Source organism: Devosia litorisediminis (assembly GCF_018334155.1).
GTDB classification, from domain to species: domain Bacteria; phylum Pseudomonadota; class Alphaproteobacteria; order Rhizobiales; family Devosiaceae; genus Devosia; species Devosia litorisediminis.
Genome location: NZ_JAGXTP010000002.1, coordinates 376,981 through 402,508 on the forward strand (window position 1 = coordinate 376,981; position 25,528 = coordinate 402,508).

Below are 25,528 nucleotides of genomic sequence, written 5' to 3' on the forward strand. Positions count from 1 at the left end.
GCGCGAATTGACTCCGCTCCCCCTCGGGTCCAAAAGCCTTTGCGCCAACAGCAATTGGACCCGCAGATGACCAAGAAGATCGCTTTTCAAGGTGAGCCCGGCGCATTCAGCCACGCCGCCGCCAATAATCTTTTTCCCGGTGAGGATGCGGTTGGCTGCGTCACCTTCGAGGAGACCATCAACGCGGTACAGTCCGGCAAGGCCGATTTTGCAGTCGTACCGGTCGAAAATTCGCTCTATGGCCGCATCACCGACATTCACCACTTACTGCCCGAAAGCGGGCTGCACATTATTGGTGACCACTATTTGCGGGTCGAGATGACCTTGCTGGGTGTGCCTGGCGCCACGCTGGACGACATCAAGGCCGTGCAATCACTCTCTGTCGCGCTGGGCCAGTGCCGTAAATTCATCACCGAGCACGGTCTGCGCACCATCAATGCGGTCGATACCGCCGGCTCAGCCCGCGAAATCGCCCAAAAGGGCGATAAATCGGTAGCGGCCATTGCTTCGCGTTTTGCAGGTGAGACCTATGGGCTGGATGTGCTTGCTTCCAATATCGAGGACGCCGACCACAATACCACGCGTTTTCTGGTTCTCTCGCGCGACGAAAAGCATGCGCCCCAGGGTGGCAACGTCAAGACCACGTTCGTATTCCGGGTCCGCAACGTGCCCGCCGCGCTCTACAAGGCCATGGGCGGTTTTGCCACCAATGGCATCAATATGACCAAGCTCGAAAGCTATATGGTCGGCGGCGCGTTTACCGCGACCCAGTTCTATGCCGACATTGAAGGACACCCAGACGATCAGGGCGTCATTCATGCCTTCGAGGAACTGGGCTTCTTCACCGACTATTTTCGTATTCTGGGCGTCTATCCCGCCGCCAGCGGCGAATAGCTCAGCCGTCCATCAGGCCCGGTGGCAGCGAGCCAATGCGCAGGATGACGCGCGGCTCATCATAGGCGTCGGTCTCGATGTCGACTTCTTGCGAAAACACCAGAACGCCTGCGCGCATGGGCGCCAGCCGTTCCGCCGTGGCAATGGCCTTTTCTTCGCTCTTGGCTTGTTGCACCGGGTCTGCGATCAGTTTTTTGCCGTTCAGTTTAAAGGCTTGCACGAGATACATCGTCGCCATGGCGCTCTCCAGAGGTTGGTGTGGGCCTATCACCTCGTCGCGCCATTCCCTAGCCAATTGACACCCCTTGCTGTCTCGCTATGGTCCGCGCGCCATATTCTGAGGAACCAGCCATGTCTTATACCGATCTCGCCAAGACCATTGATGACGCCTTTGAGGCGCGCGCCTCGATCGGTTTCGACACCAAGGGTCCCGTTCGCGAGGCCGTGGTCGAGGCCCTCAACCTGCTCGACAGCGGCAAGGCGCGGGTCGCCGAAAAGATTGATGGCAGCTGGCAGGTCAATCAATGGCTCAAAAAGGCCGTGCTGCTCTCCTTCCGCCTCAACGACAACAAGCTGATCGAAGGTGCCCCCGGTGGCTCGTCCTTCTGGGACAAGGTGCCCACAAAGTTCGAAGGCTGGGGGGAAAGCCAGTTCCGTGAGGCCGGTTTCCGCGCCGTGCCTGGGGCTATCGTCCGGCATTCTGCCCACATCTCCCGCAACGTCATCTTGATGCCCAGCTTCGTCAATTTGGGCGCCTATGTTGGTGAAGGCACCATGGTCGACACCTGGGTGACAGTCGGCTCCTGCGCCCAAATCGGCAAGAACGTGCACATTTCGGGCGGCGTCGGCATTGGCGGCGTGCTTGAGCCGCTGCAGGCCGGCCCGGTCATCATTGAAGACAACTGCTTTATTGGCGCCCGTTCCGAGGTTGTTGAAGGTGTCGTCGTCGGCGAAGGCGCGGTCATCTCCATGGGTGTGTTTATTGGCGCGTCAACCAAGATCATCGACCGCGCCACGGGCGAAATCCATATTGGCAAGGTGCCGCCCTATTCGGTGGTGGTTTCCGGTTCGCTCCCCGGCAAGCCGCTGCCCAATGGCGAGCCTGGCCCAAGCCTTTACTGCGCGGTGATCGTCAAGACGGTCGACGCCCAGACCCGCTCCAAGACCGGCATCAACGACTTGCTGCGCGACTAGACCCGTTCTGGTGCAAACTGCACGAGTCGCCTAACATGCGGCATGTCGGAGATTTCGGCATGCCGCGTGCTGATTTTTTGAGGGAAAATCATGGACACTCTCGTGCCACTTCTGACCACGACCGAAGGGCGTATCTCCCGCAAGACCTGGTGGTTTGGGGTGATGATCCTGCTGATCGCCAGCATTCTGCTCAATATCGTCCTGCGGACATTGGGGCTGAATGATGCTTGGGGACAGTTGGTCGCCTACGTGATCATGTTCGTGCCAAACTGGTCGCTGGGCATCAAGCGCCGCCACGACCGGGACAGCGGCGCCAAGGACTTCAAGATATTCATGGGGCTTTCGGGTGTGCTCGCGCTGGTACAGGCTCTGGGGATCGGCATGAGTAGTAGCGATGTCGCTGGTACGACGATGTCGACGCCGAGCTTTCCGCTGGCGATCGTCTTCTTCGCGGCCGCAATCTACGGCCTCTATATTATCATTCAGCTGGGCTTTCTGCGCGGAACGACTGGCAGCAACACATACGGCCCTGATCCGCTCGACGGCGCGGCCTGAACCAACAAGAACGGGATTACCTGGTGACCAAAAGCGTAGCGGATGATCCTGTTCGACTTCTCAAGGATCTGATTGCGTGTCCCTCGGTCACCCCCACCGAAGCCGGGGCGCTCGATCTGCTCGAGATCACGCTCAAATCCATTGGCTTTGAAGTCACTCGGCTGGTCTTTGAAGGCGATGGCTCCTATCCGGTAGATAATCTGTTTGCTACCCGCGGCACGGGGGGGCGCCGTCTGCTGTTCGCCGGACACACCGACGTCGTGCCCCCCGGCGATCTGGCCAACTGGACCGCCGACCCCTTCACCCCGCGCGAAGCTGACGGCAAGCTCTATGGTCGCGGTGCAGCAGACATGAAGTCGGGTGTTGCTGCCTTTGTTGCCGCTGCTGCAGCCATGCCTGCCGATGCCGGCACCATCATGCTCGCCATCACCAATGATGAGGAAGCCGACGCCATTAACGGCACCGACAAGCTGATGAAATGGGCCGAGCAGAACCAGCACCACTTCGACTTCGCTATTGTGGGCGAGCCCAGTTCTGCTGCAACCCTGGGTGACAGCATCAAGATTGGCCGCCGCGGTTCATTGTCCGGGGTCATCACCGTAGCGGGCATACAGGGCCATGTGGCCTATCCCGACAAGGCCAACAATCCCATGCCGGCGCTGGCGCGCGTGGTCACGGCCCTAGACACGACCATCGACACCGGCACCGAGCATTTTCCAGCGACCAATCTCGAAGTCACCTCGATTGACGTCGGCAATGCCATTTCCAATGTCATTCCGGCCGCCGGTACCATTCGCTTCAACATCCGCTATAATGACCTGTGGACGCCAGACACGCTGACGGATTGGGTGCGCTGTCGCATCGCCAGCATAGATCCAGCTGGCGCCAGTATCAGCTTTGAACTGGCTGGCACGCCCTCGCGCTCCTTCCTGTCGCCCCTCAGTGACGATGTGCAAACCCTCTCGGCAACCATTGCGGCCATCACGGGCCAGCCACCGGCGCTCTCGACGGGCGGTGGCACCTCTGACGCCCGTTTCATCGCCCAATATGGGCCAGTGGTGGAATGCGGTCTTGTCGGTCCCTCCATGCACAAAGCGGACGAACACATCGCCCTGAGCGACCTCACGGGGCTGACGAATATCTATCGCCGTTTCATGCTTGGCTTTTTTGGAGTGGTGTCATGAAAATCTGGTCGGTCCTGAGCGACGCGACAAGAGGTTGGCAGATGATCATCAGCGGCCAGCCCGGCTGGCGCGATCGCTTCACTCTGAGTGGTGCCGGCCTGGCGACGGCGCTGTGCGTCTTTGCCTTTTTCGCTTTTCTGGCTGTGGCACTCGCTTCGATTAGCATCGGCATGCCCGCAACGTTCGGCGTACTCGCCGCCATGGTCATTCTGGCCCTGCCGGTCATTTCGCTGCTGGTGACGCTGGTCACCACCCGCAATATCCTCAAGAGCGAAGCGCCCATGTTGCCGGTGCTGGTGCCCGGCATCTACGCCATGACTGGTTTCCTGCTGATCGAGGGCCTGCTGGCCATGATCGGCGGTCCCGTCGTCATGATGGCATGGTTCGCGCTGGGATTTCTGCTATATCGTCTTGCCCGTCAGGCATGCGATTGGAGCCTCGGTACTGCGGCCGGCTTTGCTGTTTTGACGGTCCTGCTTCTTGTGGCGATGCGTTATGCGCTCTACATGCTGTCCAACGCCCCCCTCTGACCGATCGAGACGCGCCTTGGCCCAATCGACCCCGACCTTCTTCGACGAACTGATTGCCGCCGCCCAGGGCAGCTTTGCCCTGCTTACCGGAGATCGCAAGGCGCCGACCTATTTTGACTTCGGCCAGCGTGGTCTGGTCAGTAGCTTTATCGCCTTTCTGATTGCCGGTGCCATGTCGGCCTATGGCCCGCGACTGCTCGGCTTCTCCATGGAGTCGGGTGCAGCGTCGACAGGGCTGTTCATGAGCGCCATGCTCTATGTGCTGCAGGCTGGTGCTGGCTGGCTGGTGCTGCGCCAGTTCGGTCGGCTCGACGGTTTTGTGCCCTATATCGTGACCTTTAACTGGATCAACCTGTTCGCCTCGGTGATCACCCTGATCCTGCTCATGGTCGGGGCCGGTCAGTTCGCCACCATTCTGGTGGGCGTGGCCGCACTGGTCGTGGAGGTCAATATTGCCCGCCTGATCGTCACCTTGGCGCCACTGCAGATCGTGATCTTCATCGTGGCCAAGCTGATCATCCAGGCAGTGGCCATGGGACTGATCATCGCCATGGTCGCCCCCGACATCTTCATGCCGGCGGTCAGCTAGTAGTCGACTTGCGTCAGGTATAGTCCGGCTGATGGCGCCATCGCGCGGCACGCGCTGCGGTCTCTGGCGTCAAGCGCCGCCCGGAAATCGGCTGGCGTCCATTTGCCCTCGCCCACCAGCTTGAGACAACCTACCATCGAACGCACCTGATGGTGCAGGAAGCTGCGCGCGCTGGCATTGATGACGATATGATCGTCCTCGCGCCGCGCATGCAGCACGTCCAGCGTCTTCATCGGCGACTTGGACTGACATTCCGATGACCGGAAGGTGGTAAAATCATGATGCCCCAGAATCAGCTGGGCGGCCTGATCCATGATCTCGGCATTCAGTGGCTTGTGCACATGCCACACATGATTGCGCTCCAGGATCGCTGGCGTACGGCGATTGAGGATGCGGTACTCATAGTGGCGCGCAGTTGCAGAGAACCGCGCCTCGAACGTCTCGTCTACTCGCTCGGCGGCGATGATCCCAACCGGGTTGGGTCGCATGAGATGGTTCAGCCCTTCGCGGACCTGGAACGGGTCCCATTCTCGGGTCAAATCGATATGAGCCACCTGGCCCAGCGCATGCACACCCGCATCGGTGCGACCTGCGGCCTGCAGCGTGAGCGTCTCGCCGGTCATCCTGAAAATGGCATCTTCCAGCGTCTGCTGCACACTCGGCTGCGTCTTCTGCCGCTGCCAGCCGGAATACGGCGTGCCGTCATATTCGATGGTGAGCTTGAAGCGGGGCATGCCTAGCGGACAGCAGCCGGCAGCGTACCCGCACCACGCAGGAAGGTGGCGGCATCCATTGCGCCCTTACCCTCGCGCTGCATCTGAGTCAGCCGCACCGCACCGTCACCACAGGCGATTGTCAGGTCGCCCAACAGGGTTCCGGGAGCACCGGTGCCCTCACCCAGGCTGGATCGCAGTGCCTTGACCCGCACCGACTTGCCACCTAGGTCGATTTCGAACCAGGCGCCAGGAAAGGGTGACAGCCCCCGAATGTGATTATGGACGTCCGCGGCGGGTCGCGACCAGTCGATGCGGCTCTCGGCCTTTTCGATCTTTTTGGCGTAGGTGGTGCCTTCTTCAGGCTGTGGCGTGAACTCCAGGCTATCGCGCTCCAGCGCGGCAAAGGCCCGCCCCATCAGATCGGCACCAACCCGCATCATGGTGTCGTGCAGTTCGCCTGCCGTCATGTCGGGGGCGATGGCGATGACTTCGCCCGGACCGACCGGGCCCGTATCGAGCCCTTCTTCCATCTGCATCACCTGCACGCCGGTCTGGCTGTCGCCGGCCATGATCGCGCGCTGGATCGGTGCCGCGCCACGCCAGCGTGGCAGCAGCGAACCATGCAGGTTCAGGCACCCCAGGCGGGGCGCATCAAGCACGGGCTTGGGCAGCAGCAGGCCATAGGCGACCACAACCGCAACATCGGCATCATGGCTGGCAAAGATGATCTGCTCGGCCTCGCCCTTGAGTGAGCGTGGTGTGAACACGGGAATGCCGAAACCTTCGGCCGCCATGTGGACAGGCGATTTGCGCTCTTCCTGTCCCCGGCCAGCCGGCTTGGGCGCGCGGGTATAGACCGCCACCACTTCGTGACCGCTGGAAACAAGTTCTGTCAGGGTCGGCACGGAAAAATCGGGCGTACCCATGAAGACGACACGCATTGTCCGACCTTCCTTGATGGCCTGGCCCACACTGGGGCCGGCGCAATTCTAGCCAGCGGCGCGCTTGGCAGCCTTGTCGAATTTCTTGATGACCCGGTCGCGCTTGAGGCGGCTGAGATAGTCGATATAGAGCACGCCATCGAGGTGATCGAGTTCGTGCTGAATGCACACGGCCAGCTTGCCCTCGGCTTCCTTGGTGACTTCCTTGCCCTCAAGATCGGTGTACTTCACCACCACATCATTGGGACGCTCGACTTCGTAATACAGTTCGGGGATCGACAGGCAGCCCTCTTCGGTCACCTGCATCTGCTCGCCGAAATGGGTGATTTCGGGATTGATCATCACCAGCGGCTCGGGTTTCTCATCTTCCCCAGCCAGATCCATTACCACGATACGCTTCATCACCCCGATCTGCGGCGCAGCCAGACCGATACCGGGCGCGTCATACATGGTTTCAAGCATGTCGGCGGCCAGGGTCTTGATCTCCTCATCGACCTCGATGATCGGATCGGTGACAGCACGCAGGCGCGCATCGGGAATGACGAGAATGGGGCGAATGGCCATGATGAAGGTCCGGCAATAAGGGAAGTGCCTCTCGATATGGTATTTTCGCGCGTGAGGTCAACTCTTGTGGCAGTCGCGATGGCGTCATCGGCGCATTGGAACATTATGGGAACGCCTCGAATCGGCTAGACTCAACGCATGGACACACTGCTTTTTACACTCGGCGACTGGCCGGTCACTTACCTCACCGCGGCAATTCTGGGCGGGGTGCTACTCGTTCTGGTGCTGGCCGCTATTGTGGTGGGCGCCATGCGCGCCAGCGCCGCGCGCGCCGAAGCGGCTGCCCAGCAGGCGTCCGAGCAGTTGCGCAGCAATTTCCTGGCTCAGATTACCGAGCGCGACAGCCGCATTCAGGAACTGGACCATCAGCTCGCCCAGGAGCGAGAGCGCGGCGAAGAACTGCTCGACATCGAACGTGAGAAGGGGTCGTCGCTGCTCTCGGAAGTCTCGGGCCTGCGCGCCCGCATGGCTGAGCAGGTCAAGCAGGCCGAAGAGAACCACAAGCGCTTCCTTGAGGCGCGCCAGCACATGACCGATGAGTTCAAGGCCATTGCCGGCGAAGTGCTCAAAAGCCATGGCGAGACATTTTCCAAGCAGAACCGTGAGCAGGTCGACGTGCTGCTCAAGCCGCTCAACGAGAAAATCGTCGAGTTTCAGGGTGAGTTGCTGCGCGACCGCGCCACCATGGGCGAACAGATCCGCGCTTTGGCAGCCAGCAATCTGCAGATCACCACCGAAGCGCAGAACCTGACCCGGGCGCTAAAGGGTAATTCCCAGACTCAGGGTGCCTGGGGCGAAATGATCCTCTCGACCATTCTGGAAGGCTCAGGCCTGCGCGAAGGCGAAGAGTTCATCACCCAGGCCAGCCACACGGGCGAGGACGGTGCTCGAGTGCGCACTGACGTTGAAGTGCTGATGCCCAATAATGACCGTCTGGTCATCGACTCCAAGGTGTCGCTCACCGCCTTTGAGGCCTACGTCAATTGCGAGGATGACGCCAAGAACCAGTATCTGCAGGCCCACATTGTCTCGATCCGCAGCCACATCAAGACGCTGGGCGGCAAGGAATATCAACGCCACGCCCGTAGCAGCCTCGATTACGTGATGATGTTCGTGCCCATCGAATCGGCGCTGGCCACCGCTATTCAGGCCGATACCAAGCTGGTCGAATATGGCATGAGTCAGGGCGTGATGCTGACCACACCCACCACGCTGATGACCGTGCTGCGCACAGTGCGCAATGTCTGGGACATCGAAAAGCGTCACCGCAATGCCGAAGAGATCGCCAGCCGTGCCGGTGCGCTCTACGACAAGGTGGCTGGGTTCCTGAGCACCATGGACAAGCTCGATGGTCATCTGGGAAAGGCTCGGTCAAGCTTCGACGACGCCAAGAAGCAGCTGTCCTCAGGCAATGGCAATGTGGTGCGTCAGGTCGAAATGCTGCGTGAACTCGGCGCCAAGTCCAACCGGGCCATTCCGCCTGACTGGGATGGCGGTGATGGCGATCAGAGCGATCCTGAACCGACGTTGCGGCTGGTGGTCGACGATCCGGGCGACTTGGCCTGATCACGATTGCTCTGTCGGTCGAACCAGTTTCGCACCGTCGCGTTCCTCCCCGCAAAACCAATTGCAGGAGGCCGTCTTGGCGCAACATATCGATCACCCCGGCACATTGCTGCCGCAGGACACCAATTTCGACAACGCCGATCAGCCCGGCATCGCACAGCCCTATAGTCAGAGCGAGGTCGAAGACCTGCTCTATGGCGCAGACCGTCCGGCCAGCGAGCGTCTGGCGCGGCTGCGGGAACTGCGCGACGAAAGCGCCGCACGTGAGAGCGGCGACTGGGGCGAGGAAGACCCGGCGGCTCTGCTCGATGAGGTGGACCGCGCCATTGAGGAGCTGAGCGGGTCCATGGAAGATGTCGACAATAATGCCGACTTTGCCGGTCTGGGTGCCCCGCTCCAAACCGGTCAGGGCGATCGCCTCGACACCCTGTCACCCGATGATTTTGACGCCCGACAAGCCATCAAGCAGGGCAGCACCGCTGACGATGGCGTTGCCGAAGAGGCAGAAGATACCGAGGAGGTGGCGGAAGATTTGGACGCCCAGACCGACTAGACACCTAAGACGACTAGATCGCGGTACGGGCTTTCAGCGCCTGGCTCAGCGTGCCTTCGTCAAGATAATCCAGCTCGCCGCCCACGGGTACGCCGTGGGCTAGGCGGCTGACCTTGATTTCTGTCTCGCCAAGTCGGTCCATAATGTAGTGGGCTGTGGTCTGTCCCTCGACGGTGGCGTTGACCGCCAGTACGATCTCGCGGAACTCATGTGCCCGCGCGATCAGCTCATTGATGCTGATATCGTCAGGGCCGATCCCGTCCAGCGGCGACAGGACGCCGCCCAGGACATGATATCTGACCGCGCCAACGCCAGCGCGCTCCAGCGCCCACAGATCGGCCACGTCTTCCACCACGATCAACATGCCGCTATCGCCCCGGCGCGGATCCGAACAGATCGAGCATGGGCTGATGGTATCGACATTGCCGCACACTTCACAGGTGCGCACAGCCTCGACAGCCCGATCCAGCGCCGCCGATAGCGGGATCATCAACTGCTCTTTTTTCTTGATCAACTGCAGAACGGCCCGACGAGCCGAGCGCGGTCCAAGCCCCGGCAAACGTGCCAGCAGCTGGATCAGTTGTTCAATCTCGGGTCCACCATTGGCCAATTGCAGAATGGCCTAGAACGGCAGGTTCATGCCGGGGGGGATGGGCAACCCGGCGGTGACTTCCTTCATGCGCTCCTGCATGGCCGCTTCGCTCTTGGTCTTGGCATCAGCATGGGCGGCGATGATCAGATCCTCGAGGACCTCGACATCATCTTCCTTGAACATGGAGGTGTCGATCTTGACGCCCTTCATGTCACCCTTACCGGTGAGCGAAACCACGACCATGCCGCCGCCGGAGCGGCCTTCAACGACCAGCTCGGCAAGCTCGGCCTGCATGGCCTCCATCTTGCCTTTCATCTCGCTGGCAGCCTTCATCATGCCCATAATGTCTTTCATTCGTCGTCATCCTCTTCAACTGGGGGTGGGGGAACATCATCAACGACAGCTGCGTCATCGCGCACCTTGACGTTGACCACCTTGGCCCCCGGAAATGTCTCTAAAATGGCTTTGACCAAAGGGTCCTCATGCGCCGCGGCATGGTGAGCCTGTGTGCGTTGCTCGGTCTCCTGACGGACCGTCAGCCCCTCTGGCGGTTTGGTTGAAACCATCACGAGCCAGCGCTCGCCGGTCCACTTCTGCAGGCGCGCCGATAGCGTGGCAATGATGCCCGGGTCGGTGCCGTCGACCAGCGCGACCTCAATCCGGCCCTGCTCGAACGACACAGGTCGCATGGAGCCTTCCAGGGCGAGCTTGACCAGCACGTCGCGCTTGGCGCCCGCCAGGGCGATCAACTCCTTGTAGCTGGCCACAGTGGCCAGCGCGGGCTGAACCTGCGCCTGCGGTACCGCAGGCTGGCTCGCGATGGCTTCAGTATCGATAGGGCGGGGCTGCTCAACGCGCATGGCCGAGGAGGCGCCCGAAGACCCGCCAGAGGGACCGCGCGGCATCGGCATCATTGATTGCTGGCCGGCGGCCGGCGCGGGCTGATTGGCCAGCTTGGCAATCAGATCGTCCGGGCTGGGCAGATCGGCGGCATAGGCCAGGCGGATCAACGCCATTTCGGCAGCCTGCAGGCCATTATTGGCCCGCGCCACTTCGTCATAGCCCTTGAACAGGATCTGCCAGGCCCGTGTCAGCGCCCGCATGGGCAATTTGCCCGCCAGATCGGCGCCGCGTGTGCGCTCATCAGGTGTCAGCGACACATCATCAGCTGCGGCGGGCACGACCTTGATGCGCGTCACCAGATGGGTGAAATCGGCCAGATCGGCGACCAGCGTCTGTGGATCGGCGCCCATGTCATACAGGCTGCGCATCGTTTCGATGGCTTCGCCAATCCGGCCACCCATCAATTCTTCGAACAGATCGATGATCCGCGCCCGGTCGCCCAGCCCCAGCATGGCCTTGACCGTTGCGGCGGTGACCGTGCCATTGCCATGGGCAATCGCCTGATCGAGCAGGCTGAGATTGTCGCGCGCCGAGCCTTCGCCGGCCCGCACGATCATCGCCAGTGCCTCAGGCTCAAAGCTGATGCCTTCCTGGCTCAGGATCGACTCGAGATAGGCCGACATGATTTCGGGCGTGATGCGGCGCAGATCGAACCGCATGCAGCGGCTCAGGATGGTCACCGGCACCTTGCGGATTTCGGTCGTGGCGAAGATGAACTTCACATAGGGCGGTGGCTCTTCCAGCGTCTTGAGCAGGCCGTTAAAGGCGGCCGTGGAGAGCATGTGCACTTCGTCGATCACATAGACTTTGTAGGGCGCCGATGACGGCGCGTATTTGACCGAGTCGATAATCTCGCGAATATCGCCAATGCCGGTATTGGAGGCGGCGTCCATTTCGATCACATCGACGTGGCGGCCTTCGATGATCGCACGGCAGTGCTCGCCCTCAACACTCAGGTCGAGCGTGGGGTGCGGTCCGCTGGCATCTTCATAGTTGAAGGCACGGGCCAGAATGCGCGCTGTCGTGGTTTTGCCCACGCCGCGCACGCCGGTCAGAATGAAGGCGTGGTGAATGCGGTTCTGCGCGAACGCATTGCCCAGCGTCTGTACCATGGCATCCTGGCCAACAAGCGTTGTGAAGTCTTGTGGCCGGTATTTGCGGGCAAGGACGAGATAGGGCGAGGTCGTAGCGTCAGCCATCGTGCCCCTCTAGGTCAAGGTTCGGAATCTGCCTGTGGTCATGCGACCATCATAGAGGCAAGTAGGAGGCTGGCAACGACCCGTGAAGGTCTCGTTGGGGCTGCTTCCTTCCGGACCTGACCCGGTTGGCGAGGAACACGTCCGCGCCAACCTCCCGGTGCGCTATATGCGAATTAATTGCGTCAATGGCAAGGCCTCGGCGCAAACTGTGACACATGCGCCGCCTGCGTTGCGATCATTCCGCCCATCGGCTAGACGGGTTGGAGCACAGGAGATCGCATTCATGGCCAAGCGTCGTCAAACTTCACTGCGGACGTCCAAGGAAGATATCGCTTCCGCCAAGCTTGCTCCCAGAACGCCGCAGACCGAGTCATCGGCCTTCCGTCTGGCCTTTGCCGATGACGAATTCCTGACCTCCGAAGACACCCGCGGGATTCGTTTCCAGCTTGAATATCTCAAGCCCGAATTCGTGCTGCGCGAACGTGGCATCAATTCGACCGTGGTGCTGTTTGGTGGTGCGCGCATTCCCGAGCCTGGCAAGGATGCCTGGGCTGCAAAGAATGATACCCAGCGCAAGAATCTGGAGGCGGCCTCGCGCTATTACGACGAGGCACGCCGCTTTGCGCAACTGGCCTCCACAACCGCCAAGGCCATGGATAACAAGGAATATGTCGTGGTCACCGGTGGTGGTCCAGGCGTCATGGAGGCGGGCAATCGCGGTGCCACCGATGTCGGCGCCCCCTCGATCGGCTTCAACATCGTGCTGCCCCATGAACAGGCGCCCAACGTCTATGTGTCGCCCGAGTTCAGCTTCAATTTCCACTATTTCGCCACCCGCAAGATCCACTTCCTGCTGCGGGCCAAGGCCGTGGCGGTTTTCCCCGGCGGGTTTGGCACGCTCGACGAATTTTTTGAGACCCTGACCCTGATCCAGACCGGTCGCATGGATCGCGTGCCGCTCCTGTTGTTCGGCAAGGATTTCTGGGGAAAGGTGCTCAACCTTCAAGCATTGGCGGACGCCGGCACCATTTCGCCGGGCGATCTGGACCTGTTCAACGTTGTGGATACTGCCGATGAGGGGTGGGACGTGGTGCGCCAGTTCTACAATCTGCCCGAAATCGACGAAGTGCTGCGCGGCGACTGATCGCTCCACCGGCCATAGCCGCAATCATGTCAGACAGCACTTGCGCGCGCGGTGATTCAAACCGCATGGTCGCACGGGTGCGGTTGGATTGAACCCTAGGCGGCGCCACCCGTTGGGTCGGCAGTCAGTATGCACAATTGCGGAGGTCGACCATGTCGGATCAGTTTGATGCCATCGTTATCGGGGCAGGGCAGTCCGGCCCGTTTCTGGCAGCACGTCTGGCTGGCGAAAACAAAAAGGTCGCGCTGATCGAGCGCGAACATGTTGGCGGCACCTGCGTCAATGACGGCTGCACCCCCACCAAGACGCTGGTCGCCAGCGCCCGCGCTGCCTGGATGGCGCGCCGTGCCGGTGACTTCGGTGTCGCCGTCAAGGGACCAGTCAGCGTGGACATGAAGGCGGTCAAGGCTCGCAAGGACGCCGTCGTCGGCGCTTCGGTAGAGAGCCTGACCGAATGGCTCGGCGGCATCGAAGCGCTGGAGTATATCGAGGGCGAGGGGCGTTTCCTCTCCCCCAGCGAAGTCCAGATCGGCGAGCGCACCATCACCGCGCCGCAGATATTCATCAATACTGGCGCCCGCGCTGCTGTGCCAGATTGGCCCGGCATCGACAAGGTGCCCTATCTGACCAACAGCTCGATCATGAACCTTGATACCCTGCCGGGGCATCTGGTCATTGTGGGGGGCAGCTATATCGGGCTGGAATTTGCCCAGATGTATGCCCGCTTTGGTGCCAAGGTCACCGTGATTGATCGTGGTGACAGGCCCGCATCGCGTGAAGACGCCGATATCTCGGCCTGGATACGCAAGATTCTCGAAGCCGAAGGCGTGACCTTCCTGTTCAAGACCACTGTGGAATCGGTGACCCGGGCTGGCGGCGGCGTGCTGCTCTCGCTCAAGACCGGCGAACGCCGGGCCTCGGTGGAGGGTAGTCATCTGCTCATCGCCCTGGGGCGCACGCCCAATACTGACGCGCTCAATCTGCCTGCCGCTGGGGTCAAGACCGACAAGCGCGGTTACATTGTCACCGACGAACATCTGCGCACCAGCGCGCCGGGTATCTGGGCCATGGGTGACGTCAATGGACGCGGTGCCTTCACCCATACCTCCTATAATGAGTTTGAAATCGTCGGCGACAATGTCATCGACAAGGGCGACCGCTCCGTCGCCGGGCGCATTCCCGTCCATGGGCTGTTCATAGATCCGCCGCTTGGCCGCATCGGCATGAGCGAAGATGAAGTGCGCAAATCGGGTCGCAAGGCATTGATCGCCACCCGTCCGATGTCGCGGGTCAGTCGCGCTAAGGAGCGCGGCGAGACGCAGGGCATGATGAAGGTGCTGGTTGACGCTGACACCAAGCAGATCCTGGGCGCGGCGATACTGGGAATTGGCGGCGACGAGGTGGTTCAGGTGCTGCTGCAATTGATGGCGGCGCGCACACCCTACACCACGATGGTTGAAACCGTACACATCCATCCCACGGTCAGCGAATTGCTGCCGACCCTGCTGGGGGATCTCAAGCCGCTCGACTAGATATCCTTAAATTGCACGGCCATGCCGCGGCCGCGGGCCTTGGCGGCATAGCAGGCGGCGTCTGCCTCCCCCATGAATCCCAGTGGCGAGGCAGGGGTGGCGGTGATGGCCGTCATGCCAATGCTGGCGCCGATCTTGTAGGTGCGGCCAGCCCAGTCAAACAACAAGGCGGCAATGGCGCGTACCATTTTGTCGGCGATGGCCTTGCCGCCCGATGCCGGGCAATCCTGCAGCAGCACGGCGAATTCATCGCCGCCAATGCGCGCCGCCATGTCGTGGCTGCGACAGCTGCCGCGTATGGTCTGGGCCACCTGTTGCAGCAATGCGTCGCCCGCAGCATGTCCAGCCGTGTCATTGACCGGTTTGAACTGGTCCAGATCGATATAGAGCAGGCAGTGCTGGTGCTGCCGGTCAGTTGCAGCCACAATGGCGTTATTGAGCGCGCGATCGAATGCGGCGCGGTTGGGCAGGCCGGTCAGATCGTCATGATTGGCCGAATGCGCCAGCTCGCGCTGCAGCGTCCGGCTTTGCGTCACATCCTGAAACACCAGCACGGCGCCCGACAGCTTGTCGCCCTGCGTGCGGACCGGCGAGGCCGTGCAGCGAATTTCGCGCTCAATACCGGTTGGCCCGATCAGGATCATGTCATCGTCAAGATTGGTCACGGTATCGGTGGTCAGGCAGCGCGCAACGGGACAGGCCTGGCGTTCGCCTGTCTCGCCAGCAAACAGCGCAAAGATATCGCGCACCGGCCGACCCAGCGCATCGGTGCTGCTATGGCCGGTCAACAATTCAGCCGCCGGGTTCATGAACACCACATGGCCATTGGTGTCAGTGGAGATCATGCCGTCCGCAATGGCTTCAAGCGTCACGCGCAGACGCTCTTTCTCAGCAGCCAGCTCCAGCTCGACCGTCTTGAGCTTGGTCACATCAGTGTCGGTCCCCAGCGTGCGTACCGGATTGCCATCGGCATCCCATTCCACCGGCTTGCCGCGGCTCAGGATCCAGACATAGCTGCCATCGCGCTTGCGCTCGCGATATTCCAGAGCGTCGAAATCCTCGTCGCCCTGATCCTGCTTGTAGACATTGTCGAGCACGTGCTGCAGATCGTCGGGGTGGATACGCGCCAGCCATTTCTGCTGGTCCCCATCCACCTCCTCATCGGGCGGAATGCCCCGCATGATGCGCCACATGCGCGAATAGAACATGGAGTCAGTACGGATGTCATGGTCCCAGACACCCTGACCGGCGCCTTCGAGCGCAAAGTTCCAGCGGCTCTCCGAATAGGCGAGTGCTTCTTCGGCTCTTTTCTGCAGCTCAATGCTGGTGATCTGGAAAATCAGATAGTCGGGTTGCGCGGGTCCCTCGCCCCGCAGGGCAGACGCGGCCACGCCCATCCAGAGCGCGCTGCCATCGTTGTGGCGCAGCCGGTGCTCGCCCCGATAGTCATCGGTCTCACCGCGCATCAGGCGCTGCACATGCTGGCGCCCGGCGCTGTCATCGTCCGCGTGCACCAGATCGACAATGCTCAGGTTCTGATCGGGGCCATATCCCAGCATCTTCTGGAACGCATGATTGGCATAGGCCAGCTGGCCAGACATGTCGCACACCACCATGCCTACGGCAGCGCGATCCACAATACGTGCCAGCATCGCATCAGATTGTGCGAAGCTGGCTTGCGCTTGTGCCGAGGACTTTGAGCCAGTTGCCATCAGAGCAGTGTGCTACAGATCCGTTAATATACGCCTTAATGGCACCTAGACATCGCGCGACAGGATGAAATCGCGCTCGACCCCCAAACCGTGCCACTCATTGGGAATCTCGCTGTCAAAGATCAGCGTATAGGGGCCCTTGTAGCCAGCCTCTTCGGCGAGCGCGACGCATTGGCCATAGTCGGATTCATCGAGATCGCCATCAATGAAGCTGGCCTTGGCGTGGCACAGTTCGGCGCGGCCAAAAATCGACTTGAGGTCGGCATATTTCTCGGGCCCACTCCAATTCCCGAAGTCACCCAGCAGGCCGATGCGGCCATCGAGCTTGTCGAGCAGAAAATTGACATGGGCCGGCTCGGCCAGCAGATCGAACCAGTTCTCGGTGACCAGTCGCACATCCGAGCCTGCATTGCCGTCAGCCAGCGCCGTCAGCGCCTTGACCGAGCGGTCCAGCGCATCGCGCGTCGGCTTCTGCTTGCCAGCGATGATCCGGGCGTTTTCTGCACCCAACTCATTGGCAATCTCGATCCAGCTGGCGATCCAGGCCTGATCGCGGGCGCCATGCTCGGGATCGCTGATATCGCCGGCATCGATCAGCAATGTCTGCAGCTTCACATTGGCAATCTTGAGCTGGTCCCGCAGTTCGCCCAGATAGACCGGATCGCGGCTGCGCAGATGGAACGAGACGATTTCCAGACGATGATAGCCATGATTGGCCAGCACTGAGGGCAGGCCAAGCAGCGATTCATCGCCCTCGCCATAGGTCTCCTGCATCGGCGCGATCTCGGTGGTGCTCAGATCATGAGGATAGGTTGTGCCCAGCAGACGGTGCAGCGACCAGGTCGAAACCGCGATGCGGTCAGCGCTAATTTGAGCCATTGTGAGGTCTCCTTTTGGGGCGGACACTTCCATGCTGGGGCGCTGGGTTCAACCGGTATTATCGTTTAGGCGATCACGCTTCGCCGCTGCGCCAGGTAGATGTGATCGCAGGCCAATACAGTCTCGCCGCGCTGGTTGAGCACACGCACCTGCTCGGTAATCCGACCGTGATCGGCACGCTTTGGGTCAGGCTCGAGCCCGGTAATCGTCAGCTCGGAATGGATGGTGTCGCCAATAAACACCGGCTTGGGAAAGCGCAGGCGTTCATAGCCATAGGAAAAGGCCAGGGGATTGATCTCGCTGGCAGTCAGCCCGATGCCGATGGCAAAGGTCATCGTGCCATGCGCAATGCGCTGCCCCCATGGCGAGTCCTTCATCGCCTCGGCGTCCATGTGGTGGGGAAAAAAATCCCCGGTATGGCCGGCATGGACCACGAAATCGGTCTCGGTAATGGTGCGGCCATAGGTCTTGCGAACCTCGCCCAGCACGTAGTCCTCAAAGTGACGAGGGCGTTCCATCAATGGCTCTCTCTGAATAATGCGTTGAGGGCGGCAACGATGTCACTTGCCGCCTCGCGGTCTTGCCGGCCCGCATTGAGGCGCCGGGCGGCGGCATCCTGAAATGCCATGTAGCCGTCATGGCGGGGTCGCAGCCAACCGCCCTGCATGCTGGCGCGCGTGGCGCGATAGAAATCGGCCGTAGCGGCATTGATCGCGTCGTCTTCCCACGCCAGTCCATGACCGGGCTGGCCCCCCGCACCAGCATAGATCGAGCGCTGGATCGCTTCGCTGGCCACCCAATAGGCGTAGCCGATAGCGGCCTCCTGATGGCTGGAGAAAGCCGATACGGCAATACCGGTGCCGCCTACCGCCGAGCCAATCGGCCCGCGCGATCCGGCGACCGGGATATCGGCAAATTTCAGCTTGTGCGGCCGGAAGCCGTCCAGGGCGTAGCTGACATAGCCATAGCCCAGCGGCATCAGCGCAAACTGATCGCCGCTTGCCATGGCCTCTGAAGCGGCGATGGGGTCCATCGCATACTGGTCCGGCGCGATATGGTCGGTGACCTGGCGCAGGGTTTCGATCACCCGCACGCCGTCCTTTTCCGGAATGAGTTCGTCGCCTTGCGTCGCGCAGGGCGTGCCCAGATTGCCGGCCAGGGTATAAAAGCTCATCAGCGAATGCGGCGCCCGCATGGGCAGAATGACACGACCGGCCTTGGCCAGTTCGACTACCTCGGTCCAGCTCTTGGCGGGTCCGTCCAGCAGGTCGGGGCGATAGGCCTGAACCTGCGCCGCCGCATCGATCGGAAAGGCCCATTGGTGCCCGGCATAGTCGTAGCTGGCAAAGGATGGACCAACGCTGTGGCTGGCCATGGCGGCCCTTTCGGCCTCGCGGCCGGCAACATCCAGCGGCGCCAGGCAGCCTTCCTTGGTGATCTGCCCGACATGGGGATGATCGATCACGATCAGATCATATTGCCGCGCCAGTTCCTCGACGGGAAAGGACTCGAAATCCTGCAGGCTGCGCTTGTCCCAGATGATCTGCACGCCCGTCTGTTCCTGCCAGGCTCTGGCGGTGGCGACCATCGGATCAAAGCCGCGTGGGTGGTCCCAGGTCATGCCCTTCAAAGTAATCAAAGTCCGAACTCCGCGCGGATCTTGGCGCTCTGCTCACCGATCAATGGCGCAGCGCGATGGGTGCGGGCCCGCTGACCATTGACCCGCAATGGGGAGCGCGTGGTGGCAATGGAAACATTGTCTTCGCGCGTGACCGTCTGCAGCATGTCGAGCGCCTTGAAACCCTCGCTGGCCAGCAGTTCGGGCCAGTCGAGCACCTTGGCACACCAGATATCGGCGGGTTCAAGGATACTCAGCCAGTGCGCGGTGGGTTGGGTGACCAATTGGTCGGCGATGATCTGCTTGATCGCGTCGCGCTGGCTGAACCAGCTCTTGGGATCACTGAACTGGCCCAGCGCCTCAATGCCCAGCAGGCTCTGCAATCTGGGCAATGGGGTCATGGCGATCGCCAGATAGCCGTCAGCGGTGGGGTAAACCCCATAGGGCGCTGACAGATAGGCATGGGCCGAACGATATTCGCTGCGCTTGGGCGTGCGCCGACCGTCATTGAGATGGGTGGTCAGCACTTCAAACTGGAAGTCCACCAGCACTTCAAGCAGGCTGGTTTCGATGTGGGCCCCCTGACCATTCATGCCCCGCCGTACCAGCGCTGCCAGAACGCCCTGCGCCACGGCGGCGCCAGCCAGCATGTCGGCAATCGCCAGACCAAATGGCACCGGGCCCTGATCATCATCGCCATTGAGCCACATCACGCCCGAGCGGGCCTGCGCCAGCAAATCCTGGCCCGGCCGGTCCACCCATGGACCTTCCCCGCCATAGCCGGTGATCGAGGCGTAAACGATGGCAGGGTTGATCGCCTTGACCGCCGCATAGTCCAGCCCCAACCGCTCGATCACGCCTGGCCGGAAGTTCTGCAATACCACATCGGCCTTGGCCAACAGCTTGCGCAGGGCGGCGACATCGTCGGGGTTCTTCAGGTCGAGCGCCAAGCTTTCCTTGGACCGGTTGATGGCGTGAAAGATCGTTGAATCGCCGCCGATTTCGGTGTCGCTGAGATAGAGCCGGCGACTGAGATCGCCGCCATCGGGGCGTTCGATCTTGATCACTCGCGCCCCCAGATCCTGCAGCCGCAGGCTGGCATAGGGGCCCGAAAGGAACTGGCACATATCGATGACCACAAGGCCATCAAGCAGGGGAGTTTCGGTCATGGTCACTCCTTCGTCTGGCCGACGAAGTCTTCCGGTTTGCGGTATTTGACGGTCTGGATATGTTCGCAATAGAGCACCAGCTCACCTTCGCCCTTGAACACCTCATAGGATGCCCGGCAAAGGCCCAGCTCTTTGTATTTGGGGTGTTTTTCGAGATTTGTGCGGATGGTGTAGATGGTGTCGCCGATAAAGGTCGGCTTGATGAAACGCAGCTTGTCATAGCCATAGCTGAAGGCGTTCACGCAATTGGTCGCCACCAGCCCGAGCCCGGCCGAGAAAACGAAGGCTCCGGCCACCAGCCGCTTGCCGAACTGCCCTTCACTGGTCGCGAAGATATCGTCGGCCACATAAGGGTGCATGTCGGTGACCAGAGCGTTGAACGTCATGCTCTCGCCCTCCGAAATGGTCCGGCGCAGCGAGCGGATCTGATGACCCGTTTCCCAGTCCTCGTAGAACCAGTTTTCGCTGTTCCACACCGGGATGTCGGCATGCTCGGCCGGCATCGTCGTGGGATGGGTTGAGGAATGGCCGATGGTGCTCATGGTGTCGCCTTGATTGGCGTCGCCGGGCTGGCGGCGGACTGAAAGGCGGCTTCAACCAGCGCCATGGTGTGCCAGGCGTCTTCCACCGAGGTCAGGAGTGTCTTGTCCTCGCCGGCGGCAAAGCGCTGCAGATTGCTCATCGTGCCGATAAAGGCATGCGGGAACCAGCCGCCGTCTAGGCTAACCTGTTGCCAGTCTTCGCCCTTTTGGGCGATCCACAGCTCGTCGGGTTCGCCTTCGGGGTAGTTCAGCAGCAGGCCCAGCTTGATCATCGCGGCGCCCCTGGTGCCCTCGAAGCGGAAACTGGCATCCTGGAACTTGCGGCCAAAATCGTGGTGGTGGTTGATGCTCAGCGTGGTGCGGACGCCATCATCAAAATCGATCAGTGCGCTGGTGCGCGTCTGCGCCAACTCGGTCGAGGGATGGCCCATGGTCCGCGCGTGAATGCCGCTTGGATTGCCCAGAAATGCCCGGATCAGGTCGAGATAATGGATGGAGTGCACGGCGATTTCGACCCGCGGCATGCCATTGAGAAACGGAAACAAATGCCAGGGCGTCACCAGATTGAGATGCACCTCGGTATCGATCAGATCGCCCAGATAGCCGCGGCTTATGGCGTCGCGCACCGCCAGCATCATCGGCGCAAAGCGCAGCTGGAAATTGACGGCCGCCACGAGATGTTTGTCGCGGCACAGCTTGAGGATGGCGCTGGCCTCGGCCAGATCGCGGCCCATGGGTTTTTGCAGTAGCACGCTAGCGCCGTCGGGCAGCTTGGGCAGCACGCTCAGATGGGCGGCGGGAGGCAAGGCCAGGTCATAGACCGCATTGGGCGTTGCGATGGCCTCGTCCAGCGTGGCGAAGGCGGTAATGTTCCATTTGGCCGCCAGAGCCCTGGCCTTGTCCCCGTCAATGTCGAACACGCCAGCGACCGTGAAACCGGCCATCTCATAAGCGGGTAGATGGGCATCATTGACGATGCCGCCCGCCCCGATGATGACGATCGGGCGTGGCGCGCTCGGTTTTGGCCAGCTTTGCTGCAGGCTGGAAACATCGATGGGCACGATTGCCCTCCTCCTCGCGACGCGCTTAGCGTCATTCTTATGTGAATATTCTTTTCACATGCGAGTTGAAGTGACAAGTCCGGATGCCAAAGCTCACCATCATTGCACTGCGAATCTGCCGTCTGCGCCGCCCCATAACGGCTAGTGCGCTATCCCCCTTATCCCCCCTGGCCCCCAAAAAAGCGTCAGCGGCGCCGGAGGTGCCGCCGATGTGGTGCTCAGTTTGATCCACGATCAGTCGAGGTGGAAAACTTCTTCGGTGCTGGCCCACCAGTCGCCCTCGGCCCGGCTCTCCAGCGGGGACTGCATCGGCATGCAGACGTCCCACCATTCCTGTGTCCGCGGATCGGCCGCCATGGCGGCCATATCGGCGTCGTGGTCGCTGCCGGAATATTCGTAATAGGCGAACAGCAAATTCTCCGGTTCGCGCAGGAAGATCGAGTAGTTCGAGATATTGCTCGCCTTGATCTGCGCCAGCACATCGGGCCAGACCGCGGCATGCACCCGCTTATATTCAGCGATCTGTTCGGGCTTGAGCCCAATAACGGCACCATAACGTCGCATTGTTTTGACCTCCTCCATTCGCGCGCCGTGGTCCTAGACCTTGTAGATCCGCTCCGCATTGAGGTGCAGCAGCCTGGCCTTCTCGTCGTCGCTGGCACCCTTGATGATCTCGTGGGTGGCCTGGACCCAGCGGGTCAGCGAGCCGGTCAGCGTCACCACAGGATGGTCGGACCCCCACACCACGCGATCCCAGCCGAAGCTTTCAATGATGTGCTCGACATAGGGGCGGATGGTGTCGACGCTCCAGTCGGCCCCCGAATAGGCGACAATGCCTGAAACCTTGGCCATCACATTGGGCACCTTGGCGATATTGCTGATGTGCGCGCGCCACGGGTCAAGCCCGCCGCCGGTCACATCGGGCACGCCGCAATGGTCCAGCACGAAGGTTACGTCAGGCGCCCGCTCGGCCAGCATCTGGCCAATCGGTAACTGGTCGGCGCGCACGCACAGATCAAAGCTCAGATCGTAATCGGGCAGATGGCGAATGTTCTCGACGAACAGGTCGGACTGGCTCAGATCGTCTGGCATCTGATGCAGGATGCGGCGCACGCCCTTGACGTGAGCATGTTCGCTAAGCTGCTCAATCTGATCGACAAAATTCATGTGCTCCGGGCGGCAGCCGGCAATGGCGCCGACCACGCGGGGCAGGGTGAGGACGAACTCGCTCTCGCCCAGCAGATCGGCCTCAGCGACATCGACTTCCATATGCAGCGCCGACTCGATGCCCAGCGGGAGCGCTTCGGCGAAATAGTCCTCGACCGTCCAGGGCTTGTTGATTGCCGGCGCATCCGAAAGCCAAGGGTAGTCAAAACGGTCGGGATAGACCAGGTGCAGATGGGTGTCGAGAATGCGCATATCGGGTCCTCCTAGGCGCTCAGCGTCGAGCGCTGTGAAATTTCGCGGCTGGATTGCAGCAGCAGCGAGAGTGTCTGTGGGACATGGGGTACATCGAGCTTGTCCAGCCGTTGCGAATAGGGGCAGGTCAGCACCGCAATGACGCCCCCGAGCGGCCCAAAGATCGGCGCTGACAGATTCTGGACGCCAGCGGTCTGGGCGCTGGGCATGTTTTCATAACCCTGCTCGCGCACGCCCTCGAGCCGCGCCTCGAGCCCGCGTGGCATAGTCTCGACACTGCCCAGCCGCCGTTCTTCCAGCATCAGCGCGCGTTCTTCGGCGCTGGCATAGGCCAGAAAAACATGGCCCGAGCCGGTATTGATCAGGCTGATGCGGCTGCCGACACGGATCGACACGTTCCAGTAGCCGGGCCCGTCGACCTGCGCGATGACGACCAGAATATTGCGATCCTGCACCACCAGATGACAGGCCTGTTCAGCCTGCAGCGCGAACCGGCGCATCACCGGCATGGCCTGGCTGATCAGTCGGTGCGTGGGGGGGCGCGCATGGCCCAGCTCAAACAGTTTGAGCGTGATTTCATAGCGGTCTTCGGGGGTGCGGCGCACATAATCGCGGCGCACCAGCCGGTCCAGCATGCGGTAGATTTCATTGGGCGTGCGGTCGAGCGCCTTGGCGATTTCAGCCTGGCTCAGCCCGTCGGCCGTTCCGGCCAGCAGCTCAAGGATATCCAGCCCCTTGTCCAGCGCCGGAGCGCGGTAGCGGTCCCCATCATCTTCAGTCGCCACGCCTCACCGCCCTTTCGCTCTCTTGTCGCATCCTGGCCCCACTGGCTAACACACTGTTAGCACCGAGCGGCACCTTTGGCGCCTTTGTCGTGCTTTTGACCACCAGCTTTGAACGCGTCCTGCCGAGCCCTGCCTCAACCCGCCAGACGACACTTTACGCCGCGCCAGCCGGTTGACGACCCCGCGAGCTTCGTGCTTACCTACGAATAGACTTTTCACATATGGATGATCAAGCCGCAAAACGGGGCACCATTTGAAAGGTCCTTGGAGGAAAACAATGGCAACCAAGTTTCTGGCCAGGGCGCTCCTGGCATCGTGCGCGTTGGCGACCCTGTCGGGCGCGGCGATCGCTCAAGACTTCGACTACGGCTCGTTCCCCGATTACACCCTCAAGGTGAAACTGATCGGCGGCACGCAGTACGAAAAGCTCTACACGCGTATTCCAGAGTGGGAGGCGCTGACTGGCGCCAAGGTCGAGATCGTCTCGTCCAAGAACCACTTCGACCTTGATCGCGAGATCAAGCAGGACATCGCCACCGGCCAGATCACCTGGTGCGTCGGCTCCAACCACACCAGCTTCGCACCACAATACGGCGATCTGTATGTCGACCTGTCGACCATGATCCCGGCTGAAGAACTGGCCAAATACGTCCCGGGCACCCTCAAGTCTGCCATGGTCGATGGCCGTCTGGTGCAACTGCCCCGCGTGACCGACGTGTCGAACCTGTATTACCGCAAGGACCTCTATGAGGACCCGGCCAATATGGAGGCCTACAAGGCCGAGTTCGGCGCCGATCTGGCACCGCCCAAGACCTTTGAGGAGTTCAAGCAGCAGATCATCTTCTTTGCTGATCCGCCAAACCTGTACGGCACGGCCTTTGCGGGCAAGGACGAAGGCATGTCCGGCCGCTTCATGGAAATCCTGCGCGCCAATGGCGGCGATCTGTTCGACGCCGACTGGAACCCGATCTTCAATTCGCCAGAAGGCGTTGATGCGCTCAACTGGTTCAAAGACATCTATGATGCCGGCGGCGTGCCAGCCGGTACCGTGAACTACACCTGGGATGATATCGGTCAGGCCATGGCCGCTGGCCAGCTGGCGGTCGATCTTGACTGGCCGGGCTTTGCCGGCTTCTACAGCGATCCGGCCGCCTCCAAGATCTCTGACGTGCTCGGCTTTGCCGTGTCGCCAGTTGGTTCTGCCGGCGTGCGTGGCGGCTGGTCCGGTTCGCACTCCTTCTCGGTCACTGAAGCTTGTGACAACAAGGAAGCTGCGACCTCACTCGCCGTTTTCCTGACCAATGACGAAAGCGAAATGATGGAAGCTCAGGCCGGCAATCTGCCGACCCGCTCCAAGACCTTCGACGAAGTCATCACCTATTTCAACGAGAACGGCAAAACCGCTCTCGCCGAAATGTTCCCGATCTGGCAGGCCAGCCTGGCCGATGCCCGCACGCCACCATTGATCCCCCAGTGGATCGAGGTGTCCAACGTGCTCTGGCCACAGTTGCAGGCTGCCATCGTGGGTGAGAAGACCCCACAGGAAGCACTCGACAAGGCCGCCGATGAAGCCCGCATGATCCTTGAAGATGCCGGTATCCTCTAGCTGACTCTGTGCTGCCCGGTTCGCCGGGCAGCATCCCTCCCGAGTCTGGCTCGGGACCCGGGACCCGCAAGGCCCTTGCCG

The 25,528-nt window shown here is 61.2% G+C and carries 28 protein-coding genes and 1 other RNA gene; 11 read left to right on the top strand and 18 right to left on the bottom strand.

Annotated elements, in window-relative coordinates:
• Window positions 1–66: 66 nt before the first annotated feature.
• The gene (locus KD146_RS14645) at window positions 67–894 is read left to right on the top strand and encodes a prephenate dehydratase (RefSeq protein ID WP_212659555.1); all 828 of its coding nucleotides are present in this window, start codon (window positions 67–69) and stop codon (window positions 892–894) included.
• Between the two features lies 1 nt (window position 895).
• Here the strand turns inward: KD146_RS14645 and KD146_RS14650 are convergent, their stop codons facing one another.
• Window positions 896–1,132, bottom strand: coding sequence for a hypothetical protein (locus KD146_RS14650; protein WP_212659556.1), 237 nt, complete (start codon window positions 1,130–1,132; stop codon window positions 896–898).
• Between the two features lie 113 nt (window positions 1,133–1,245).
• Here KD146_RS14650 and dapD point away from each other — a divergent pair, with 113 nt between their 5' ends.
• The 5 genes from dapD (at window position 1,246) to KD146_RS14675 (ending at window position 4,946) form a co-directional block, all read left to right on the top strand.
• Window positions 1,246–2,088, top strand: coding sequence for a 2,3,4,5-tetrahydropyridine-2,6-dicarboxylate N-succinyltransferase (gene dapD, locus KD146_RS14655; RefSeq protein ID WP_212659557.1), 843 nt, complete (start codon window positions 1,246–1,248; stop codon window positions 2,086–2,088).
• A gap of 90 nt (window positions 2,089–2,178) precedes the next feature.
• Entirely contained in the window at window positions 2,179–2,643 is a 465-nt protein-coding gene (locus KD146_RS14660; protein WP_212659558.1) for a DUF805 domain-containing protein, read from the top strand.
• A gap of 23 nt (window positions 2,644–2,666) precedes the next feature.
• Window positions 2,667–3,827, top strand: a complete 1,161-nt coding sequence (dapE, locus tag KD146_RS14665) for a succinyl-diaminopimelate desuccinylase (protein WP_212659559.1) — start codon at window positions 2,667–2,669, stop codon at window positions 3,825–3,827.
• Window positions 3,824–4,357 (top strand): hypothetical protein, encoded by a 534-nt coding sequence (locus tag KD146_RS14670; protein WP_212659560.1) that lies wholly within the window; start codon window positions 3,824–3,826, stop codon window positions 4,355–4,357. The genes dapE and KD146_RS14670 overlap by 4 nt, the downstream gene beginning before the upstream one ends.
• A gap of 16 nt (window positions 4,358–4,373) precedes the next feature.
• Complete coding sequence (locus tag KD146_RS14675) at window positions 4,374–4,946, top strand: hypothetical protein (RefSeq protein ID WP_212659561.1); 573 nt, start codon at window positions 4,374–4,376, stop codon at window positions 4,944–4,946.
• Here KD146_RS14675 and truA read toward each other — a convergent pair.
• The 3 genes from truA to def are packed head-to-tail and all read right to left on the bottom strand — an operon-like array spanning window position 4,943 to window position 7,167.
• Complete coding sequence (gene truA, locus KD146_RS14680; RefSeq protein ID WP_212659562.1) at window positions 4,943–5,680, bottom strand: tRNA pseudouridine(38-40) synthase TruA; 738 nt, start codon at window positions 5,678–5,680, stop codon at window positions 4,943–4,945. The two genes, KD146_RS14675 and truA, sit on opposite strands and share 4 nt — an antisense overlap.
• 2 nt (window positions 5,681–5,682) lie before the next feature.
• Window positions 5,683–6,603 (bottom strand): methionyl-tRNA formyltransferase, encoded by a 921-nt coding sequence (fmt, locus tag KD146_RS14685; RefSeq protein ID WP_212659563.1) that lies wholly within the window; start codon window positions 6,601–6,603, stop codon window positions 5,683–5,685.
• Between the two features lie 48 nt (window positions 6,604–6,651).
• Window positions 6,652–7,167 carry a peptide deformylase gene (gene def / locus KD146_RS14690; protein ID WP_212659564.1) on the bottom strand — a complete coding sequence of 172 codons (516 nt, stop codon included), beginning with the start codon at window positions 7,165–7,167 and terminating at the stop codon, window positions 6,652–6,654.
• A 138-nt stretch (window positions 7,168–7,305) separates the two neighbouring features.
• On the opposite strand from def, the gene KD146_RS14695 reads away from it, so the two are divergent.
• Together KD146_RS14695 and KD146_RS14700 are read left to right on the top strand one after the other, a co-directional pair.
• A complete protein-coding gene (locus tag KD146_RS14695) occupies window positions 7,306–8,733 on the top strand; it encodes a DNA recombination protein RmuC (RefSeq protein ID WP_212659565.1) in 1,428 nt (475 codons plus the stop codon).
• A 76-nt stretch (window positions 8,734–8,809) separates the two neighbouring features.
• Window positions 8,810–9,286: a hypothetical protein gene (locus KD146_RS14700; RefSeq protein ID WP_212659566.1), complete on the top strand. Its 477-nt coding sequence runs from the start codon at window positions 8,810–8,812 to the stop codon at window positions 9,284–9,286.
• A 13-nt stretch (window positions 9,287–9,299) separates the two neighbouring features.
• Here KD146_RS14700 and recR read toward each other — a convergent pair whose 3' ends face one another.
• The 4 genes from recR to ffs all read right to left on the bottom strand — a co-directional run bounded on the left by recR (window position 9,300) and on the right by ffs (window position 12,136).
• Complete coding sequence (gene recR / locus KD146_RS14705) at window positions 9,300–9,902, bottom strand: recombination mediator RecR (protein WP_427857113.1); 603 nt, start codon at window positions 9,900–9,902, stop codon at window positions 9,300–9,302.
• Between the two features lie 6 nt (window positions 9,903–9,908).
• Window positions 9,909–10,232, bottom strand: coding sequence for a YbaB/EbfC family nucleoid-associated protein (locus KD146_RS14710; RefSeq protein WP_212659568.1), 324 nt, complete (start codon window positions 10,230–10,232; stop codon window positions 9,909–9,911).
• Complete coding sequence (locus tag KD146_RS14715) at window positions 10,229–11,980, bottom strand: DNA polymerase III subunit gamma/tau (protein ID WP_212659569.1); 1,752 nt, start codon at window positions 11,978–11,980, stop codon at window positions 10,229–10,231. The genes KD146_RS14710 and KD146_RS14715 overlap by 4 nt, the downstream gene beginning before the upstream one ends.
• Before the next feature lie 60 nt (window positions 11,981–12,040).
• Window positions 12,041–12,136, bottom strand: an RNA gene (gene ffs / locus KD146_RS14720) — signal recognition particle sRNA small type.
• 127 nt (window positions 12,137–12,263) lie between these two features.
• On the opposite strand from ffs, the gene KD146_RS14725 reads away from it, so the two are divergent.
• Both KD146_RS14725 and KD146_RS14730 read left to right on the top strand, forming a co-directional pair.
• Entirely contained in the window at window positions 12,264–13,124 is an 861-nt protein-coding gene (locus tag KD146_RS14725) for an LOG family protein (protein WP_212659570.1), read from the top strand.
• Between the two features lie 152 nt (window positions 13,125–13,276).
• On the top strand, window positions 13,277–14,656 hold the full coding sequence (locus KD146_RS14730; RefSeq protein WP_212659571.1) for an FAD-containing oxidoreductase: 1,380 nt from the start codon (window positions 13,277–13,279) through the stop codon (window positions 14,654–14,656).
• Here KD146_RS14730 and KD146_RS14735 read toward each other — a convergent pair.
• From KD146_RS14735 to KD146_RS14780, 10 genes are all read right to left on the bottom strand, one after another.
• Window positions 14,653–16,368, bottom strand: coding sequence for a diguanylate cyclase domain-containing protein (locus tag KD146_RS14735; RefSeq protein WP_212659572.1), 1,716 nt, complete (start codon window positions 16,366–16,368; stop codon window positions 14,653–14,655). The two genes, KD146_RS14730 and KD146_RS14735, sit on opposite strands and share 4 nt — an antisense overlap.
• A gap of 45 nt (window positions 16,369–16,413) precedes the next feature.
• Window positions 16,414–17,247 carry a sugar phosphate isomerase/epimerase family protein gene (locus tag KD146_RS14740; RefSeq protein WP_212659573.1) on the bottom strand — a complete coding sequence of 278 codons (834 nt, stop codon included), beginning with the start codon at window positions 17,245–17,247 and terminating at the stop codon, window positions 16,414–16,416.
• Between the two features lie 65 nt (window positions 17,248–17,312).
• Window positions 17,313–17,765, bottom strand: coding sequence for a MaoC/PaaZ C-terminal domain-containing protein (locus KD146_RS14745; RefSeq protein WP_212659574.1), 453 nt, complete (start codon window positions 17,763–17,765; stop codon window positions 17,313–17,315).
• Window positions 17,765–18,868, bottom strand: coding sequence for an extracellular solute-binding protein (locus KD146_RS14750; protein WP_212659656.1), 1,104 nt, complete (start codon window positions 18,866–18,868; stop codon window positions 17,765–17,767). Before KD146_RS14750 ends, KD146_RS14745 begins: the two co-directional genes overlap by 1 nt.
• 14 nt (window positions 18,869–18,882) lie before the next feature.
• Window positions 18,883–20,034 (bottom strand): CaiB/BaiF CoA transferase family protein, encoded by a 1,152-nt coding sequence (locus tag KD146_RS14755; RefSeq protein WP_212659575.1) that lies wholly within the window; start codon window positions 20,032–20,034, stop codon window positions 18,883–18,885.
• A 2-nt stretch (window positions 20,035–20,036) separates the two neighbouring features.
• On the bottom strand, window positions 20,037–20,576 hold the full coding sequence (locus KD146_RS14760; protein WP_212659576.1) for a MaoC family dehydratase: 540 nt from the start codon (window positions 20,574–20,576) through the stop codon (window positions 20,037–20,039).
• Window positions 20,573–21,637 (bottom strand): Gfo/Idh/MocA family protein, encoded by a 1,065-nt coding sequence (locus tag KD146_RS14765; RefSeq protein ID WP_427857111.1) that lies wholly within the window; start codon window positions 21,635–21,637, stop codon window positions 20,573–20,575. The genes KD146_RS14760 and KD146_RS14765 overlap by 4 nt, the downstream gene beginning before the upstream one ends.
• 234 nt (window positions 21,638–21,871) lie before the next feature.
• On the bottom strand, window positions 21,872–22,201 hold the full coding sequence (locus KD146_RS14770) for an L-rhamnose mutarotase (protein ID WP_212659577.1): 330 nt from the start codon (window positions 22,199–22,201) through the stop codon (window positions 21,872–21,874).
• 33 nt (window positions 22,202–22,234) lie between these two features.
• On the bottom strand, window positions 22,235–23,056 hold the full coding sequence (locus KD146_RS14775) for an amidohydrolase family protein (protein WP_212659578.1): 822 nt from the start codon (window positions 23,054–23,056) through the stop codon (window positions 22,235–22,237).
• A gap of 11 nt (window positions 23,057–23,067) precedes the next feature.
• A complete protein-coding gene (locus KD146_RS14780; protein WP_212659579.1) occupies window positions 23,068–23,841 on the bottom strand; it encodes an IclR family transcriptional regulator in 774 nt (257 codons plus the stop codon).
• A 277-nt stretch (window positions 23,842–24,118) separates the two neighbouring features.
• Here KD146_RS14780 and KD146_RS14785 point away from each other — a divergent pair, with 277 nt between their 5' ends.
• On the top strand, window positions 24,119–25,447 hold the full coding sequence (locus tag KD146_RS14785) for an ABC transporter substrate-binding protein (RefSeq protein WP_212659580.1): 1,329 nt from the start codon (window positions 24,119–24,121) through the stop codon (window positions 25,445–25,447).
• Window positions 25,448–25,528: the final 81 nt, after the last annotated feature.